This window comes from Pseudomonas sp. MWU318 (genome assembly GCF_016756945.1).
GTDB classification, from domain to species: Bacteria; Pseudomonadota; Gammaproteobacteria; order Pseudomonadales; family Pseudomonadaceae; genus Aquipseudomonas; species Aquipseudomonas putida_A.
This window is the reverse complement of sequence record NZ_JAESJL010000011.1, coordinates 94,984-111,387: the sequence shown is the minus strand read 5'-3', so window position 1 is coordinate 111,387 and position 16,404 is coordinate 94,984. Positions and strand designations below refer to the sequence as shown.

Genomic DNA, 16,404 nt, shown 5'->3' with positions numbered 1-16,404 from the left:
CTCCCTCCGGGAGAGGGTTAGGGTGAGGGGCTTTGGGCTGAAACGCTCAATCCGGCCAATGCCACGCCGGCTCATCCAGCACCCGCTGCCCGACAATTCCGGTCTGCCCCAGCGTTTTTTCGAGCACGATGCAGTTGCATTCGGGATCTTCCTGCAACGCCGAAATCAACCGTCGCGCATGGGACACCACCCACACCTGACACGCCTGCGATGCGCGAATGATCAAGCGCGCCAGCGCCGGCAACAGATCCGGGTGCAGACTGGTTTCCGGTTCGTTAAGCACCATCAATGACGGCGGGCGTGGCGTCAGCAGCGCGGCGATCAGCAACAGATAACGCAGCGTGCCGTCCGACAACTCTGCCGCCGACAATGGCCGCAGCAACCCCTCCTGAAAGAACTCGATGGCAAAGCGTCCGCCGGCCAGCGGTGCGATGTTCAGCCGTGCGCCGGGAAACGCGTCGCTGATCGCCGCCTGCAACGCCTCGGGGTCGCCGATTTCATTGATGGTCTGCAGGGCTGCGGCGAGGTCGCGGCCGTCGTGGTGCAGCACCGGCGTGCGCGTACCCAGTTGCGGTTGGCGCACCGGGGCGTCGGCGTCGCTGCGAAAGTGATCGTAGAAGCGCCAGCGGCGGATGAACTCGCGCATCTGGAACACCTCCGGCGAACTGCGCAGGCTGCCGATCTGATCGAACAGGCTGTCAAAATTCGGGGTGTGCTGCGCCAGCACGTCCCAGCTGCGGCCTTCGCGGGCGCGAATCATCGGGCCGTTGCGATCCACCAGCAGGCTGGCCGGGCGATAGAGCGGCCCGGCCCAGATGCATTCGCGCTTGATCTGCGGATCGAGACTGAAGCGCGAGGGGCTGGGATGAGTGTCCCCCGGCAGCATGAAATGTCCGTTGGAGTCGGGCAATCCGAGGCTGATGGAGTAGCTGAAATCCTCGCCGGCAAACCCCAGGCGCAGCCGTTTGACGCCCTGACGCACCGTCGGCTCGACCGCCACTTCGCCGTTGCGCATGCGCCGGCTGATGGTTTCCGGGCCGGCCCAGAACGTCGAATCCAGCCCGCCCTCGCGGGCCAGTGCATTGACCACGCCGCCCTGGGCGGTCTCCGCCAGCAAGCGCAAGGCCCGATAGAGATTGGACTTGCCGCTGCCGTTGGGGCCGGTGATCAGGTTCAGCCGGCCCAACGGAATCACCAGTTTGTTGATTGAGCGGTAATTGGCCACCGCGAGGGTCTTGAGCATGAAAATCCTTCTCTTGAGGCGACCATTGTAGGAGCTGCCGCAGGCTGCGATCTTTTGATCTTGCTTTTATAAAGTCAAAAGATCGCAGCCTGCGGCAGCTCCTCAGGGAAATATGGAGATCGCGCGAGCGAACGTTGAACCCTGTTCTAAGCTCACAGTCGTATCGTCACTTGCACGTTCGTACACAGGAAGGAGTCTGCATGGCGAGTCCCGGATTGAAAACAGTTGTCGTGCTGAGCCTGCTCACGTTGCTGACCGCTTGCGGCAAGAAAGAAGCCCCGGCGGAGTACCTGCCACGGGTCTTCGTGCAGGAGGTCAAACCGGCTGATTACGCCGCTGCCGTGACCCTCACCGGTGACGTGCAGGCGCGGGTGCAGACCGAACTGTCGTTCCGGGTCGGCGGCAAGATCATTCAGCGCATGGTGGATGTCGGCGACCGGGTCAGCGCCAAACAGGTACTGGCCAAGCTCGATCCCAAGGATTTGCAGACCAACGTCGATTCCGCGCAAGCCCAGGTCATCGCCGAACAGGCGCGGGTCAAGCAGAGTGCGGCGGCGTTCGTGCGTCAGCAGAAGCTGTTGCCCAAGGGCTACACCAGCCAGAGCGAATTCGATTCCGCACAAGCCGCGTTGCGCAGCAGCCAGAGCGCACTGAGCGCAGCGCAGGCGCAACTGGCCAATGCCAAGGATCAACTCAGTTACACCTCGCTGATCGCTGACGCCCCCGGCATCATTACCGAGCGCCAAGCCGAAGTCGGCCAGGTGGTCCAGGCCACCGCGCCGATTTTCAAACTGGCCCGCGATGGCGATCGTGACGCGGTGTTCAACGTTTATGAATCGTTGCTGGCCGAGCGCCCGGCGGAGCGTTCGATTGTCGTCAGCCTGCTCGACAACCCCGCGATCAAGACCACCGGCACGGTGCGTGAAATCACCCCGGCGGTGTCGGCGCAGTCCGGCACGGTGCAAGTCAAAGTCACCCTCGACAGCCTGCCACAGGGCATGCAGCTCGGCTCGGTGGTCAGCGCCACGGCCAAGGGCAGCGGCAAGTCGGCGGTGGAATTGCCGTGGTCGGCGCTGACCAAAAACATCAGTGATCCGGCGGTGTGGATGGTCGACGACAAGGGTGAAGCGCAACTGCACAACGTCACCGTCAGCCGCTACCTGATCGGCAAGGTCATCATCAGCGACGGCCTCAAGGGCGGTGAGAAAGTGATTGTCGCGGGTGGGCAACTGCTGCACCCGGGCATGAAAGTCGAAATCGCCGAAAACACCTACGAAGGTCTGCAACCGGGAGCGCAGCCATGAAGCGTCTGGGGCTGTTGTCCATCGGCGTGTTGCTGGCCGCCTGCTCGAAAAGCGAGCCGCCACCGGAGCCGGTGCGGCCGGTACTGTCGATCAAGGTACAGGCGCTGAACGAGGAAACCCTCGGGCGTTTCGCCGGCAGCATTCAGGCGCGTTACGAGAGCAACACCGGGTTCCGTGTCGGCGGGCGCATTGCCAGTCGCAACGTCGATGTGGGCGCCGAGGTGCAAAAGGGCACGCTGCTGGCGACTCTCGACCCGTCCGATCAGCAGAACCAGTTGCGCTCGGCCCAAGGCGACCTGGCCAAGGTCCAGGCGCAACTGATCAACGCCCAGGCCAATGCCCGTCGGCAGCAGGCGCTGTTCGATCGCGGGGTTGGCGCGCAGGCGCAACTGGACATCGCAACTACGGATCTGAAAACCACTCAGGCCTCGCTCGATCAGGCGCGGGCGGCGGTCAACCAGAGCCAGGATCAACTCGCTTACACCGAATTGCGCGCCGACCACAAAGCCGTGGTCACCGCGTGGAATGCCGAGGCCGGGCAAGTGGTGACAGCAGGTCAGCAAGTGGTGACCCTGGCGCAACCGGACATCAAGGAAGCGGTGATCGATCTGCCGGACACGCTGGTCGATGAAATTCCTTCCGACGTGGTGTTTCTGGTGGCCGGGCAACTCGACCCGAGCATCAACACCACCGCAACCATTCGCGAAATCGAACCGCAGGCGCAAAGCGCCACGCGCACCCGCCGCGCGCGGCTGACCCTGGCCAACACGCCGGACGGTTTCCGCCTCGGCACGGCGATCAGCGTGACCCTCAGTTCAGCGATCAAGCCGCGCATCGAATTACCTGCCACCGCCCTGCAGGAAGCCGACGGCAAGACCCGCATCTGGGTGATCGACACCCAAAGCAAAACCGTCGCGCCCCGGGACGTCAGCGTGATCAGCCGTACCGACGGCACGGTGGTGCTGGCCGGCGGGGTCAAGTCCGGCGAGCAGGTGGTCACCGCAGGCGTTAACAGTCTCAAACCCGGACAAGCCGTGAAACTCGACGAGGACAGTCAATGAAAGGCTCTTTCAATCTCTCCGAATGGGCCCTCAAGCATCAGTCGTTCGTCTGGTACCTGATGTTCGTCGCGCTGCTGATGGGGGTGTTTTCGTACTTTAATCTGGGCCGCGAAGAAGACCCCTCGTTCACCATCAAGACCATGGTCATCCAGACCAAATGGCCGGGTGCGACCCAGGAAGAAACCCTCAAGCAGGTTACCGACCGCATCGAGAAAAAACTCGAAGAGCTCGACTCCCTCGACTACGTGAAAAGTTACACGCGGCCTGGTGAATCAACGGTCTATGTGTACCTGCGCGACACCACCAGCGCCAAGGACATCCCGGAAATCTGGTACCAGGTGCGCAAGAAGATCGATGACATTCGCGGCCAGTTTCCCCAGGGCATTCAAGGCCCCGGGTTCAACGACGAGTTTGGCGATGTGTACGGCTCGGTCTACGCGTTTACCGCCGACGGCCTGACCATGCGCCAGTTGCGCGACTATGTGGAGCAGGCCCGCGCCGAGATTCGCAACGTCCCGGGGCTGGGCAAGATCGAAATGATCGGCCAGCAGGACGAAGTGATTTACCTGAACTTCTCCACCCGCAAACTCGCGGCGCTGGGCATCGACCAGCGTCAGGTGGTGCAGAGCCTGCAATCGCAGAACGCGGTGACCCCGGCGGGGGTGATCGAGGCCGGTCCGGAGCGCATTTCGGTGCGCACCTCGGGGCAGTTCGCTTCGGAGAAGGACCTGGCCGAGGTCAATCTCAAACTCAATGACCGCTTCTATCGCCTGGCGGACGTTGCCGACATCAGTCGCGGTTACGTTGACCCGGCCACCCCGGAATTCCGTTTCGACGGCAAGCCGGCAATCGGTCTGGCGATCGCCATGCAGAAGGGCGGCAACGTCCAGGAGTTCGGCAAGGCGCTGCACCAGCGGATCGACCAGATCACCGCTGATTTGCCGGTTGGCGTCGGCGTCCATACGGTGTCCGATCAGGCGGTGGTGGTGGAAGAGGCCGTAGGGGGCTTCACCAGCGCGCTGTTCGAAGCGGTGATCATCGTGCTGGTGGTCAGCTTCATCAGCCTCGGCGTGCGCGCCGGCCTGGTGGTGGCGTGCTCGATTCCGCTGGTGCTGGCGATGGTCTTCGTGTTCATGGAGTACAGCGGCATCACCATGCAGCGGATCTCCCTCGGTGCACTGATCATCGCCCTCGGCCTGCTAGTGGACGACGCGATGATCACCGTGGAGATGATGGTCACGCGCCTGGAAATGGGCGAGACCAAAGAGCAGGCGGCGACGTTCGCCTACACCTCGACGGCATTCCCGATGCTCACCGGTACGCTGGTGACCGTCGCCGGTTTCGTACCAATCGGCCTCAACGCCAGCTCCGCCGGTGAGTACACCTTCACCCTGTTTGCGGTGATCGCGGTGGCGATGCTGGTGTCGTGGATCGTCGCGGTGCTCTTCGCACCGGTGATCGGCGTGCACATCCTCAGCACCAACGTGAAACCCCACGAAGGCGAGCCGGGGCGCATTGGCCGGGCGTTCAACCACGGTTTGCTGTGGTCGATGCGCAACCGTTGGTGGGCGATCGGCATCACCGTGTTGTGCTTCGTGCTGGCGGTGTTCTGCATGCGCTTTGTGCAGAACCAGTTCTTCCCGTCTTCTGATCGCCCGGAAATCCTCGTCGATCTGAACCTGCCGCAAAACGCCTCGATCGACGAAACCCGCAAGGCTGTGGACAAGCTCGAAGCCACGCTCAAGGGCGACCCGGACATCGTGCGCTGGAGCACTTACATCGGTCAGGGCGCGATCCGTTTCTACCTGCCGCTCGACCAGCAATTGCAGAACCCGTATTACGCGCAATTGGTGATCGTCAGCAAAGACTTCGAGGCCCGCGAGGCATTGAGCCAACGCCTGCGTGAGCGCCTGCACAAGGACTTCGTCGGCATCGGCAGTTACGTGCAGGCGCTGGAAATGGGCCCGCCGGTAGGACGTCCGATCCAGTACCGGGTCAGTGGCAAGGACATCGATCAGGTGCGCAAGCACGCCATCGACCTGGCGACCGAGCTGGACAAGAACGAACACATCGGCGAGATCATTTACGACTGGAACGAACCGGGCAAAGTCCTGCGTATCGACATCGCTCAGGACAAGGCGCGTCAGCTCGGGCTGTCGTCGGAAGATGTGGCGAAGTTGATGAACAGCATCGTCAGCGGTTCGCCACTGACCCAGGTCGATGACGATATCTACCTGATCAACGTCGTCGGGCGCGCGGTGGATTCCGAACGCGGCACCCCGGAAACCCTGCAGAACCTGCAGATCGTCACGCCCAACGGCACCTCGATTCCGCTGCTGGCCTTCGCTACCGTGCGGTATGAGCTGGAGCAGCCGCTGGTGTGGCGTCGCGACCGTCTGCCGACCATCACCATCAAGGCCTCGGTGCGCGACGAGATCCAGCCAACCGACCTGGTGAAACTGCTCAAGCCGTCGATCGATGCCTTCGCTGAAAAACTGCCGGTCGGCTACAAAGTCGCCACCGGCGGTACGGTCGAGGAAAGCGGCAAGGCCCAGGGGCCGATCGCCAAGGTGCTGCCGTTGATGCTGTTTTTGATGGCGACCTTCCTGATGATCCAGCTGCACAGCGTGCAGAAGATGTTCCTGGTGGCGAGTGTCGCGCCGCTGGGTCTGATCGGCGTGGTGCTGGCGCTGGTGCCGACCGGCACGCCGATGGGCTTCGTGGCGATTCTCGGGATCCTGGCACTGATCGGCATCATCATCCGTAACTCGGTGATTCTGGTGACGCAGATCGATGAGTTCGAGCAGAAGGGCTATGCGCCGTGGGATGCGGTGGTGGAAGCGACCGAGCACCGGCGCCGGCCGATCCTGCTGACCGCAGCGGCGGCGAGCATGGGCATGATCCCGATTGCCCGCGAAGTGTTCTGGGGGCCGATGGCTTACGCGATGATTGGCGGGATCGTGGTGGCGACGTTGCTGACCCTGCTGTTTTTGCCGGCGCTGTATGTGGCCTGGTACAAGATTCGCGAGCCGCAGAAAGAGACCGCTTAAGGTAAAAGCAAAAGATCGCAGCCTGCGGCAGCTCCTACAGGTAATCCCATGTAGGAGCTGCCGAAGGCTGCGATCTTTTGATCTTCAGCCAACCCGCCGCCAGACGCTGGCCAACCAAGGCTGCTGCTCGCGCGGCAACCCTGCCGGCCGGTAGTAGTGCTCCAGCTCGACAAACCCCGCTGCCGTCAGCAACCCGCGCCATGCGTCCAGGTCGTGATATGAGCCGTAGCGTGGCCCATTCCAGCCCTCACGGTTATCCCCGCGCGGATTGGAACTGAACAACACCCCGCCCGGCTTCAGCGTGCCATGCAGCTGCGTGAGCACTCGCGGCAACTCCTGCAACGGCACATGAAACAGCACCGCATTGGCGAAGATACCGTCGAAGCGCTCGGCCGGCAGATCGAGTTTCAGAAAATCCTGACACCACACCTCGCAGCCACTGTCTTCGCGGGCCATCTGCGCAAATTTTTCCGCGCCATCGAGGCCGACCGCGACATGGCCCAGGCGGGTGAACGTCTGCAAGTCGCGCCCCGGGCCGCAGCCGAAATCGAGAATCGTGAACGGCGCAGTGCCGTGGATGTGCCGTAGCAGCGCGTCGATGTTCTGGCTGACATCGTGATCGCGGGTGCCTTCACGGAAGTCTTCGGCCACCGAGTTGTAGTGGCCGAGGGTGGTGGCGGTGATCTGTTCCAGATCGGTGGGGGTCTGTTTCATGGGGCGGACTGTTTGGGGGAGTTGAGCAGACTATAAGCGCTTTCGCGCTTTAAAAGATCGCAGCCTTCGGCAGCTCCTACAGAAGATCGCATTCCCCTGTAGGAGCTGCCGAAGGCTGCGATCTTTTGATCTTGCTTCAGCGCTTGTTCAGACCTCTGGCGAGGCGATCGCCCCCGAGCTGAATCACCGCCACCAACGCCACCAGCAACACAATCACCGTCAGCATGATCTGGCTGTCGAAACGCTGATAACCGTAGCGGTAAGCGATATCGCCCAAACCGCCGGCACCAATCGCCCCGGCCATGGCTGACGAGTTGATCATGGTCACCAGCGTAATCGTGAACCCGCCGACGATCCCCGGCAGCGCTTCAGGCAACAGCACGTGCCAGACGATGTGCCAGCGTCGGCAGCCCATGGCCTGCGCCGCCTCGATCAAGCCGTGATCGACCTCACGCAAACTCACTTCGGCAATCCGCGCGAAGAACGGCGTCGCGGCAATCGTCAGCGGTACCACCGCCGCCCACACCCCGTACGTGGTGCCGACAATCAATCGAGTAAATGGAATCAGCGCGACCATCAGAATCAGAAACGGGATCGAGCGGAACAGGTTGACGAACGCGCCCAACGCGCGGTTGAGCAGCGGTGCCTGATAGATGCCGCCCTTGTCGCTGGTGACCAGAATCACCGCCATCGGGATCCCCACCAGCAACGCGATCAGCGACGACACGCCGACCATCAGGAAGGTGTCGATGAAACCCTGGAGCAAACGATCAAACCACATAACCCGATACCTCCACTCGTTGCGCCCACTGCCCTGCGCGCTCGCGCAATTGTTCGGCGCTCAGGGCCGAGCCGCTGACCGCCAGCAACAGTTGTCCCAGCGCGTGGCCCTGAATCCGTTCGACGCCGCCCTGCAGCAACTTCACGCGTCCGCCGAGGGCGGCGAACAGCGCTGCCAGATCCGGCTCGTCGCTGGCACTGCCGCTGAACTGCAAACGCAGCACCACCGCCGCCTCGGAGGAGGGCGGCTGGGCGTGCAGACGGCTTTGCAGTTCTGCCGGCAAGGCGTGTTGCAGCGGCGCGAGCAAAGTCTGGCTGACCTCGTGCTGCGGATTGCCGAACACCTCCCAAACTGGGCCTTGCTCGACGATCCGCCCGTGTTCCAGGACCACCACGCGGTCGCAGATTTCGCGGATCACCGCCATTTCGTGAGTGATCAGCACAATGGTCAGGCCCAGGCGCTGATTGATCTCGCGCAGCAGGCCGAGGATCGACTGAGTGGTCTCGGGATCGAGCGCTGAAGTGGCCTCGTCGCACAGCAGAATGTCCGGGTCATGCACCAATGCGCGGGCGATGCCGACGCGCTGCTTCTGCCCGCCGGAGAGCTGCGCCGGATAGGCCTTGTGCTTGGCTTGCAGGCCGACCAGTTCGAGCAGTTCACGAACCTTCTGCTCGCGTTGCGCCTTCGGTACACCCGCGACTTTCAGCGGCAGTTCGACGTTCTGCCACACGGTCTTGGCCGACATCAGGTTGAAGTGCTGGAAGATCATGCCGATGCGTCGGCGCAGGGCGACCAGACGGTCTTCATCGAACTCGCCGATGTCGACCTGATCAATCAGCACCCGCCCCGCAGTCGGTTGTTCCAGACGATTGATCGTGCGGATCAGCGACGACTTGCCGGCGCCGCTGCGTCCGATGATGCCGAACACCTCGCCGCGCTGGATCGCCAGATCGATGCCTTGCAGGGCCGCCACCGGGCCTTGCCGACCCTCGTAGGTTTTACCCAGGCCGATGAAGCGCACGTGGGCGCGATTCAGCTCGGGATGCAGTTCGGTTTTTTCAGCATTTTTTGGCTCTGGAATCTCCAGTCGCCGTTGGATCGCGGCGGTCATGCTCAGCTTTCCCAACCGGCCTGATACAGCTTGCCGTGAGCCTTATCCAGTGCGGCGCGAACGGCCGGCGAGTGCTGATAGATGTCGACGAATTTGATCAGGCGCGGGTCGTTCTTGCTCTTGGGCTGGATCACGAACTGAATCACGTATTCCTTGTGGTCGAGGCCGTCGAACAGCAACGCTGAGCCGGCGTCAAAAGTCTTCGCCAGACGGATATAGGCTGGATAGCCCTGGACCAGATCGGCGTCATCGTAGGCGCGCACCAGTTGCACGGCTTCGACTTGCAGGATCTTGATCTTCTTCGGGTTGGCAACGATGTCGTCTTCGGTGGCCTTGTAGCCGACCCCCGGTTTCAGGGTAATCAGGCCGGCCTTGGCCAACAGTTGCAGACCGCGGCCACTGTTGATCGGGTCGTTGGCGATGGCGACGCTGGCGCCCTCAGGCAACTCGTCGAAGCTTTTGTATTTTTTCGAATAGAGGCCGACGTTGTTGATGATCCCCGGGGCGAACGGCACCAGGTCAAAACCGGAGGCGGCCTTGGCGTTTTCGAGGAACGGGATGTGCTGGAAGTAGTTCACGTCGATGTCGCCGGCGGCGAGGCTGACGTTCGGTGCGATCCAGTCGGTGAACTCCACCAGCTCGACTTTCAGGCCTTGTTTGGAGGCCTCTTCGACGGCGGCTTCCAGCGGAATCGCGAAGGCGGCGGTGGTGCCGATTTTCAGTGGTGCATCGGCGGCGAACACCGCCGAGCTGAACAGGCCGAAGGCCAGGGCCAGTGCTTTGACTGGGTGGGACAGAAGTTTCTTGGTCATGGTGGTTTTTCCAGTCAGTGCATGAATTTTGTGTGTCTGGTCGGGCCTCATCGCTGGCAAGCCAGCTCCCACAGGTTTTGTGAACGCCACAGACCCTTGTGGGAGCTGGCTTGCCAGCGAAGCTTTTAGCGGCGGTATGAAGAACCGGTGTGTTGCTCGGGCAAATGCGCCTCACCGTGAAACAGTTTTTCGCGCAAACTGCCGCTGTCATACGCGGTCTTGTACGACCCACGCCGTTGCAGCTCCGGAATCACCAGCTCGATGAAATCGACATAGCTTTCCGGGGTAACGATGCGCGTGAGGTTGAAGCCGTCGAGTCCCGTTTCAGCGATCCACGCTTCCAGTTCATCCGCCACCTGCTCAGGCGAGCCGACCACGGTGATGTAACGGCCACCGAGAGCGTGCTGCTCGAGCAATTTGCGCCGGGTCCAGTCGTTGTTCTGCAGGTTCTTGGTCGCGGACTGGATGGCGTTGCTCTTGACGTACTGGATCGGTTCGTCGATTTCGTACTGGGAAAAGTCGATGCCGGTGGAGGCTGAGAAATGCGCGACGCCGGCCTCGGCACTGGCGTAACTCAGGTACTCGGCGTGCTTGGCCCACGCGGCTTCTTCAGTCGCGCCGACGATCACATTGAGGCCCATGAACACCTTGATGTCTTCGGGATTGCGCCCGGCCTCGACCGCACTGGCGCGGACCTTGTCCACCTGCACCTTGGTCGACGGTTTGTTCTGGCCGCTGATGAATACGCACTCGGCGTGACGCCCGGCGAACAGCAAACCACGATCGGAACTGCCTGCCTGGAACAGCACGGGTGTGCGCTGCGGCGACGGCTCGCAGAGGTGATAACCCTCGACCTGATAGAACTCGCCATGGTGTTCGACCTTGTGCACCTTCTCCGGCTGCGCGTAGATGCGCTGCTCGCGGTCATTGAGCACCGCGCCGTTTTCCCAACTGCCTTCCCAGAGTTTGTAGAGCACTTCGAGGTATTCGTCGGCCTGATCGTAACGACGGTCATGCTCGACCTGTTCGCGCAGGCCCATGGCCTTGGCGGCGCTGTCCAGGTAACCGGTGACGATGTTCCAGCCGACCCGACCACGGCTCAGATGATCGAGCGACGACATGCGCCGGGCGAACAGATAGGGCGGCTCGTAAGTGAGGTTGGCGGTCAGGCCGAAGCCGAGGTTTTTTGTGACCGCCGCCATGGCCGAGACCAGCAACAGCGGGTCGTTGACCGGCAACTGGATCGACTCTTTGAGCGTGACGTCCACCGAGTTCTGGTAGACGTCGTACACACCGACGATGTCGGCGATGAACAGCCCGTCGAACAAACCGCGCTCCAGCAACTGCGCCAGCTCGGTCCAGTACTCGATGGTGTTGTAGCGCGTCGAGGTATCGCGTGGATGCGTCCACAACCCGTGGTTGATGTGGCCGATGCAGTTCATGTTGAACGCGTTGAGCAGGATCTTTTTCTTGCTCATCAGATAGTGCCCCGCAGTGGCGGCTTTTCATCGTTGAGGTAGTAATTGCCCACCGCGTGATACTTCCAGCGCACCGGGTCGTGCAGGGTGTGCACCCGGGCGTTGCGCCAGTGGCGGTCGAGGCCGTGTTCGATCAGGGTCGCCTGACTGCCGGCCAGTTCGAACAGGGTGCTGCCGGCCGCCAGGGAGATTTCGGTGCTGATGGCGCGCGCTTCGGCGACGGCAATCGAGGCGGCGGCGACGGTTTCGGCATTGGTCTCGGCCTGTGCCTTGTCGAGGAGTTCGCCGGAGCGTTCCAGCAGTGCTTCGGTGGCGTGCAGACGAATGCTCAAGTGGCCGAAGCTCTTCAGGGTCAGCGGGTCTTCGGTGGCCTTGTCGTTGCCCGAATCAATCCATGGCCGGGTCTTGCTGCGCACGAAGTGCAGGGCATCTTCGTAAGCGGCGCGAGCGATGCCGGTGTCGATGGCAGCGTGAAGAATCTGCGCCAGCGGGCCGACCGTGGTCGGACGCTCGAAGGCGCTCTGGAACGGGATCACGTCCTCGGCAGCGACATAGACGTCTTCGAACACCACCGAACCGCTGCCGGTGGTGCGCTGGCCGAAACCACTCCAGTCGTCGATCACCGTCAGGCCCTTGCTGTCACGCGGGACGAAGGCCAGTAGCTGCACGCCATTTTCATCGACCACGGAAGTCGGGATGCGCTGCGCGTAGATCGCGCCGGTCGCGTAAAACTTGCGCCCGTTGATGCGGTAGCCGTCGCCGTCACGCTTGAGGCTGGTGACGCGGTCATGGGCGGTTTTGGTACCGAGTTCCGCCAGGGCGTTGCCGAAGCGCTGGCCGGCCAGCACCTCGGCGTACAGGCGTTGTTTCTGCTCGTGGCTGCCGTTAACCCGCAGCACTTCGAGGGCGTAGAAATGGTTCTGCGGAATCTGCCCGAGAGAACCGTCAGCCTGAGCGATCAGGGCGATGACTTTGGCCAGGGTCACGTTGGACACAGCAGCGCCGCCGTATTCCTTGGGGACGCTGATGCCCCACAGGCCGGAGCGGGAAAACACGTCGAGTTCCGGCAGTGGCAGGCGGCGTTCACGGTCGCGCACGGCACTGTCGCGTTTGAAATCGTCGGCCAGGTCGCTGGCGACGATCAGGGCTTGCTCATCGCTGGTGATGACCGCGACGGGATGGGAAAAAGTCATGGTTCTCTCCAATGCCTTTGAGAAAGTGTGCGGTCGTCAGATCCAGGAATGGCGGGCCGGCAAAGTACCGTTGAGGCGATAGGCGCCGACCGCGTGATATTTCCAGCGCACCGGGTCGTGCAGGGTGTGCACGCGGGCGTTGCGCCAGTGGCGGTCGAGGTTGAATTCGGCGAGGGTCGCGCGGCTGCCGGCCAGTTCGAAAAGCTTCTCGCTGGCGAGCAGGGAAATCTCGGTAGTCAGCACTTTCGCTTCGGCCACCGCAATCGAAGCGCGAGCGGCGGATTCGGCGGTCAGCGGTGCGGCATGGACTTGGTCGAGCACTTTGCCGGCCTTGCGCAACAGTGCTTCAGCCGCGTGCAGTTCGATTTTCAGTTTGCCGATGTCGGCGATCACGTAGAGGTCATCGCTGGCGCGTTCGACCTTGGCGTCGATCCAGGGCCGCGCGCGGGTTTTGACGAATTCAATGGCATCGTCAATGGCGCCACGAGCGATGCCGGCGTCGATGGCTGCCTGAATCAGCTGCGACACGGCGCCTTGAGTGTTTGGCTTCTCGTTGATTTTCCAGTTATCGACGACCAGGCTCGACTCGACGCGCACGTTGTTCAGCAGAATCGTGCCGCTGGCGGTGGTGCGCTGACCGAAGCCCGACCAGTCATCAACGATGCGCAGGCCCGGGGTGCCACGGCGGACGAAGGCCAGCACCTGCTTGCCGTCGTCATTGAGCGCCTTGACCGCCACCCAGTGCGCGAACAGCGCGCCGGTGGAGTAGAACTTCTGGCCGTTGATCACGTAATCGTCGCCGTCGGCGGTGATGCGCGCTTTCAGTTCCAGGGTGTTTTTGGTGCCGCGCTCAGGACCCGCATTGCCGATGCGCCAACCTTCCAGAACACTCTGGAACAGCTGTTTTTTCTGCGCTTCGGTGGCGCTGCCGAGTACCAGATTGATGATGCCGAACTGGTTCTGCGGGATCTGTCCCAGCGCCGGATCGGCCGCGGAGATGATCGCGAACACTTCGGCCAATGTGACGAATGAAACCTGTGGGCCGCCGTACTCACGCGGGATGGCAATGCTGCCGAGGCCGCTGCGGGTGAACTGTTCGATTTCCGACCACGGCAGCTTGCGCTGACGATCGCGTCTGGCGGCCTGCACGCGGGCGACTTGCGCCAGTTCGTGGGCAGCCTTGATGGCTTGGGCGTCGTTGCGCAAAACCTGCGCGGGCAACAACAGTGGGGCGATGTCCAGATCCGACTGGACGTTTGCGTCTGCCAGACTGGACATCAGTGCCGCTCCTTGGCTGCACGCAATGCCCTGGCGATCTGCACTGGGGTGATTGTGTTCCGGACCATACTACCTACCTCACATCTCATGAAAAACGCCGCAAAAGTGCGGCGAACGAAAGAATGTCCGGTGGTCCGGTTCATATACCCTAAGCGTGTATAAATATTAAATAAACTAACTTTTAGGAATATGTATAGAAGGGGTGGTGGTCGGGTTGGTTAACAGGCTCTCAGCCTTGGCAATACAACCTGTGGTGAGGGAATTCATCCCCGACAGGCCGCGCAGCGGCCTTTTCTGAGTCATAAAAAACGGTATTGCTTTGCAGTCCATCGGGGCGGTGCGACGTTTCGCTAAATCACCTCACTACAAAGCCCCATGAGCACAGGAATGTGGCATCAATCCTTGGTCGATTCAGCAGCCTTCAGATCCTGGCGCAACGGCAGCTTCAGATAAGGATTCACACAGCCGATCTTCAGTGTCCGTGGCGGCGCCCAGCGTGAGTTGTTGCCCACCCAGTCGAGGACGCAATAGGTCACGTCCAGACGCAGATCCTCACCGCCCTCGATGATCACCGCGGGTGGCACCCAGACCTGAATCGGCAGGCCGACATCGGCTGCAGTGATCGGTGCCAGGTCCATGCGCACGTCGCCCCAGCGCAAGGTGATGGCGTCGTCCTCGGCCATGTTCAGGTAGGGTTCGATGGTCAGCGGCACACCACGTTTGATCTGACTGGGGTTCACGCCCTGGCGGCGGATGGTGTCGGGCAGCGTGACTGGCGCCAGTTGCTGATTCTCGTCACCGCAGAGCGGCGAAGGCTGGCCGCCAGGGCAGTCGAGCTTGACCTGCACCCGCGTTGCCGCCGACAGCGCCGGTCCCTGACCGATCTGCATTACCCGATAGTGGATCCGTGCAGTGCCACTGGTGATAAAGCTTTCCGGCACCCGCAGGCTGACCGTTGCGCCGACGTCTTCGCTGGTCAAGACCCGCGAGGCGACGTAGCAGTTGTTCCAGAACAGCTCGATCAGATCACCGGCGTCCATGCCGGGATAGGGCAGCACATCAATCAGCAAGTGCGCGGCCGCCGCCAGGTTGATCGCGTTGCTGTGTGCGGATGCGAGGTTCGGCGCTGCCAGTTCGGCGGTATGCGAAGTGCGGGTCATCGGGTTCTCTCCTTGAAGTCTTGCGGCGAATTCCGTTTTCTTGAAAAAACAAAAGGCGTGATGAATCGGTAATGCAACCGTGAACTTCTGTTCGGGCTGAGTACGGATTGATTCAACTAATGGGTGCCAGTTGCTGACTAGATAAGAGCGTGCGGGAAAGAGTGTCAATAGAGCGTCTTAGTTAATCCATGAATTACGGGTTAATCAGAAGCGTCCTACGCTCATGAGGCATGCTGCCTAGCATTGATGGCGAATGGAACTACGGTTTTTCGCGAGTTTTTGCGATTTTTTGCTGGCCCGTTTAAATCATTTTACGGGCACGAAAGCGCGCCGCAGGTCACTTGTATCTGTTGCAGAACATATATGTATTGTTTTGACAGATTTAAGCTGGAGGGATTTGGAATTTTTCAGGCGGGGTAAGTAAAACTTCCGTCCATGGAAGTTGATGACTCAAGGCAATAAGTATCTCAGGCGTGATTCAGGAACTTGCTGAGAAACTGTTTAGTGCGTTCTTCTTTCGGATTTGCAAACAACGCCTTGGCTTCGCCTTGTTCGACGATCACGCCCTTGTCGAAAAACACCACACGGTTGGCCACGTCGCGGGCAAAACCCATTTCGTGGGTGACGATGACCATGGTGCGTTTTTCTTGCGCGAGACCGCGAATGGTCGCCAGTACTTCGCCCACCAGTTCCGGGTCGAGGGCCGAAGTCGGCTCGTCGAACAAGATCACTTCCGGCTCCATCGCCAGCGCCCGGGCAATCGCCACGCGCTGTTGCTGGCCACCGGACAGACGACGCGGATACGCATCTTCCTTGCCGGCCAGACCGACCTTGGCCAGCAGCTTCATGCCCAGGGCAATGGCTCGCTCGCGCGCCATCTTCTTGACCACGATCGGCCCTTCGATGACGTTTTCCAGTGCGGTGCGGTGGGGGAACAGGTTGAAGTTCTGGAACACGAAACCCACGTGCTGGCGCAGGTTGCGCACCAGGCTCTGTTGCTGGCTCAGCGGGCGGCTGGTATCGATCTCGATATCGCCGACCTTGATCCGGCCGCTGGTGGGTTGTTCAAGGAAATTCAGGCAGCGCAGGAACGTGGTCTTGCCCGAACCGCTAGGGCCGATGATGGCCACGACCTCGCCTTCCTTCACCTCAAGATCGATGCCTTTGAGCACCTCTTGACCCTTGAACTGCTTTGTCAGTTTTTCCACGACAATCATGG

13 protein-coding genes are annotated in these 16,404 nt (G+C 61.4%); 3 read left to right on the top strand and 10 right to left on the bottom strand.

From position 1 onward, the window contains the following. Positions 1-46: 46 nt before the first annotated feature. Entirely contained in the window at positions 47-1,243 is a 1,197-nt protein-coding gene (locus JN524_RS23445; RefSeq protein ID WP_202370873.1) for an AAA family ATPase, read from the bottom strand. A gap of 200 nt (positions 1,244-1,443) precedes the next feature. Between JN524_RS23445 and JN524_RS23440 the strand changes: the two genes are divergently transcribed. Genes JN524_RS23440 through JN524_RS23430 form a run of 3 tightly spaced genes read left to right on the top strand, consistent with a single transcriptional unit; the run spans position 1,444 to position 6,658 of the window. Beyond that, positions 1,444-2,547 carry an efflux RND transporter periplasmic adaptor subunit gene (locus JN524_RS23440; protein ID WP_027611178.1) on the top strand — a complete coding sequence of 368 codons (1,104 nt, stop codon included), beginning with the start codon at positions 1,444-1,446 and terminating at the stop codon, positions 2,545-2,547. Next, on the top strand, positions 2,544-3,608 hold the full coding sequence (locus JN524_RS23435) for an efflux RND transporter periplasmic adaptor subunit (RefSeq protein ID WP_098966644.1): 1,065 nt from the start codon (positions 2,544-2,546) through the stop codon (positions 3,606-3,608). Before JN524_RS23440 ends, JN524_RS23435 begins: the two co-directional genes overlap by 4 nt. Then, positions 3,605-6,658, top strand: coding sequence for an efflux RND transporter permease subunit (locus JN524_RS23430; protein WP_202370872.1), 3,054 nt, complete (start codon positions 3,605-3,607; stop codon positions 6,656-6,658). The genes JN524_RS23435 and JN524_RS23430 overlap by 4 nt, the downstream gene beginning before the upstream one ends. A gap of 84 nt (positions 6,659-6,742) precedes the next feature. Here the strand turns inward: JN524_RS23430 and JN524_RS23425 are convergent, their stop codons facing one another. The 9 genes from JN524_RS23425 to tcyN all read right to left on the bottom strand — a co-directional run bounded on the left by JN524_RS23425 (position 6,743) and on the right by tcyN (position 16,402). Continuing rightward, complete coding sequence (locus JN524_RS23425) at positions 6,743-7,372, bottom strand: class I SAM-dependent methyltransferase (RefSeq protein ID WP_202370871.1); 630 nt, start codon at positions 7,370-7,372, stop codon at positions 6,743-6,745. 136 nt (positions 7,373-7,508) lie between these two features. Continuing rightward, positions 7,509-8,153 (bottom strand): methionine ABC transporter permease, encoded by a 645-nt coding sequence (locus tag JN524_RS23420; RefSeq protein ID WP_027611182.1) that lies wholly within the window; start codon positions 8,151-8,153, stop codon positions 7,509-7,511. Next, positions 8,143-9,264, bottom strand: a complete 1,122-nt coding sequence (locus JN524_RS23415) for a methionine ABC transporter ATP-binding protein (RefSeq protein WP_202370870.1) — start codon at positions 9,262-9,264, stop codon at positions 8,143-8,145. The genes JN524_RS23420 and JN524_RS23415 overlap by 11 nt, the downstream gene beginning before the upstream one ends. 2 nt (positions 9,265-9,266) lie before the next feature. Beyond that, positions 9,267-10,076, bottom strand: a complete 810-nt coding sequence (locus JN524_RS23410) for a MetQ/NlpA family ABC transporter substrate-binding protein (RefSeq protein WP_202370869.1) — start codon at positions 10,074-10,076, stop codon at positions 9,267-9,269. 125 nt (positions 10,077-10,201) lie between these two features. Beyond that, on the bottom strand, positions 10,202-11,554 hold the full coding sequence (locus tag JN524_RS23405; RefSeq protein ID WP_103368651.1) for an LLM class flavin-dependent oxidoreductase: 1,353 nt from the start codon (positions 11,552-11,554) through the stop codon (positions 10,202-10,204). Then, entirely contained in the window at positions 11,554-12,747 is a 1,194-nt protein-coding gene (locus tag JN524_RS23400) for an SfnB family sulfur acquisition oxidoreductase (RefSeq protein WP_202370868.1), read from the bottom strand. Before JN524_RS23400 ends, JN524_RS23405 begins: the two co-directional genes overlap by 1 nt. Positions 12,748-12,783: 36 nt before the next feature. Continuing rightward, positions 12,784-14,025, bottom strand: a complete 1,242-nt coding sequence (locus JN524_RS23395) for an SfnB family sulfur acquisition oxidoreductase (protein ID WP_202370867.1) — start codon at positions 14,023-14,025, stop codon at positions 12,784-12,786. A 395-nt stretch (positions 14,026-14,420) separates the two neighbouring features. Next, positions 14,421-15,185 (bottom strand): hypothetical protein, encoded by a 765-nt coding sequence (locus JN524_RS23390; protein WP_202370866.1) that lies wholly within the window; start codon positions 15,183-15,185, stop codon positions 14,421-14,423. A gap of 467 nt (positions 15,186-15,652) precedes the next feature. Further along, positions 15,653-16,402, bottom strand: a complete 750-nt coding sequence (gene tcyN, locus JN524_RS23385; protein WP_202370865.1) for an L-cystine ABC transporter ATP-binding protein TcyN — start codon at positions 16,400-16,402, stop codon at positions 15,653-15,655. Positions 16,403-16,404: the final 2 nt, after the last annotated feature.

Coding starts and splice junctions, on each gene's coding strand:
- JN524_RS23390 (WP_202370866.1), bottom strand. CDS start 15,185: ATGACCCGCACTTCGCATACCGCCGAACTGGCAGCGCCGAACCTCGCA.
- JN524_RS23425 (WP_202370871.1), bottom strand. CDS start 7,372: ATGAAACAGACCCCCACCGATCTGGAACAGATCACCGCCACCACCCTC.
- JN524_RS23410 (WP_202370869.1), bottom strand. CDS start 10,076: ATGACCAAGAAACTTCTGTCCCACCCAGTCAAAGCACTGGCCCTGGCC.
- JN524_RS23435 (WP_098966644.1), top strand. CDS start 2,544: ATGAAGCGTCTGGGGCTGTTGTCCATCGGCGTGTTGCTGGCCGCCTGC.
- JN524_RS23400 (WP_202370868.1), bottom strand. CDS start 12,747: ATGACTTTTTCCCATCCCGTCGCGGTCATCACCAGCGATGAGCAAGCC.
- JN524_RS23420 (WP_027611182.1), bottom strand. CDS start 8,153: ATGTGGTTTGATCGTTTGCTCCAGGGTTTCATCGACACCTTCCTGATG.
- JN524_RS23445 (WP_202370873.1), bottom strand. CDS start 1,243: ATGCTCAAGACCCTCGCGGTGGCCAATTACCGCTCAATCAACAAACTG.
- JN524_RS23395 (WP_202370867.1), bottom strand. CDS start 14,025: ATGTCCAGTCTGGCAGACGCAAACGTCCAGTCGGATCTGGACATCGCC.
- JN524_RS23440 (WP_027611178.1), top strand. CDS start 1,444: ATGGCGAGTCCCGGATTGAAAACAGTTGTCGTGCTGAGCCTGCTCACG.
- JN524_RS23405 (WP_103368651.1), bottom strand. CDS start 11,554: ATGAGCAAGAAAAAGATCCTGCTCAACGCGTTCAACATGAACTGCATC.
- tcyN (WP_202370865.1), bottom strand. CDS start 16,402: ATGATTGTCGTGGAAAAACTGACAAAGCAGTTCAAGGGTCAAGAGGTG.
- JN524_RS23430 (WP_202370872.1), top strand. CDS start 3,605: ATGAAAGGCTCTTTCAATCTCTCCGAATGGGCCCTCAAGCATCAGTCG.
- JN524_RS23415 (WP_202370870.1), bottom strand. CDS start 9,264: ATGACCGCCGCGATCCAACGGCGACTGGAGATTCCAGAGCCAAAAAAT.